The organism is Burkholderia sp. SIMBA_051, from assembly GCF_046534915.1.
Classification (GTDB): Bacteria; Pseudomonadota; Gammaproteobacteria; order Burkholderiales; family Burkholderiaceae; genus Burkholderia; species Burkholderia ambifaria.
On sequence record NZ_JAWRXS010000076.1, the window covers coordinates 1 to 389 of the forward strand.

1 rRNA gene is annotated in these 389 nt (G+C 43.4%); it reads right to left on the reverse strand.

The window, feature by feature from the left end:
* Window positions 1–110, reverse strand: a 23S ribosomal RNA gene (locus tag SB771_RS33615); the annotation flags it as partial.
* Window positions 111–389: the final 279 nt, after the last annotated feature.

Sequence of the window (389 nt, forward strand, 5' to 3'; positions counted from 1 at the left end):
CTCTGGATCACAGTCTGTTTGCCGACTCCCCAAAGCTTATCGCAGGCTACCACGTCTTTCATCGCCTCTGACTGCCAAGGCATCCACCGTATGCGCTTCTTCACTTGACCATATAACCCCAAGCAATCTGGTTATACTGTGAAGACGACATTCGCCGAAAATTTGCATTCTTAATTAAAAGAGAACTCACAAATTTTACCTTAGCCTGATCCGTTACCAGTGAAAGTAACGTTCAGTCTATCTTTCTATCACATACCCAAATTTTTAAAGAACGATCTAATCAAAAGACTAGAAATCAACATTCAAAGTGAATGCTCATTTCTAAGCTTTCAGAAGCAGTTTATGGTGGAGCCAAGCGGGATCGAACCGCTGACCTCCTGCGTGCAAGG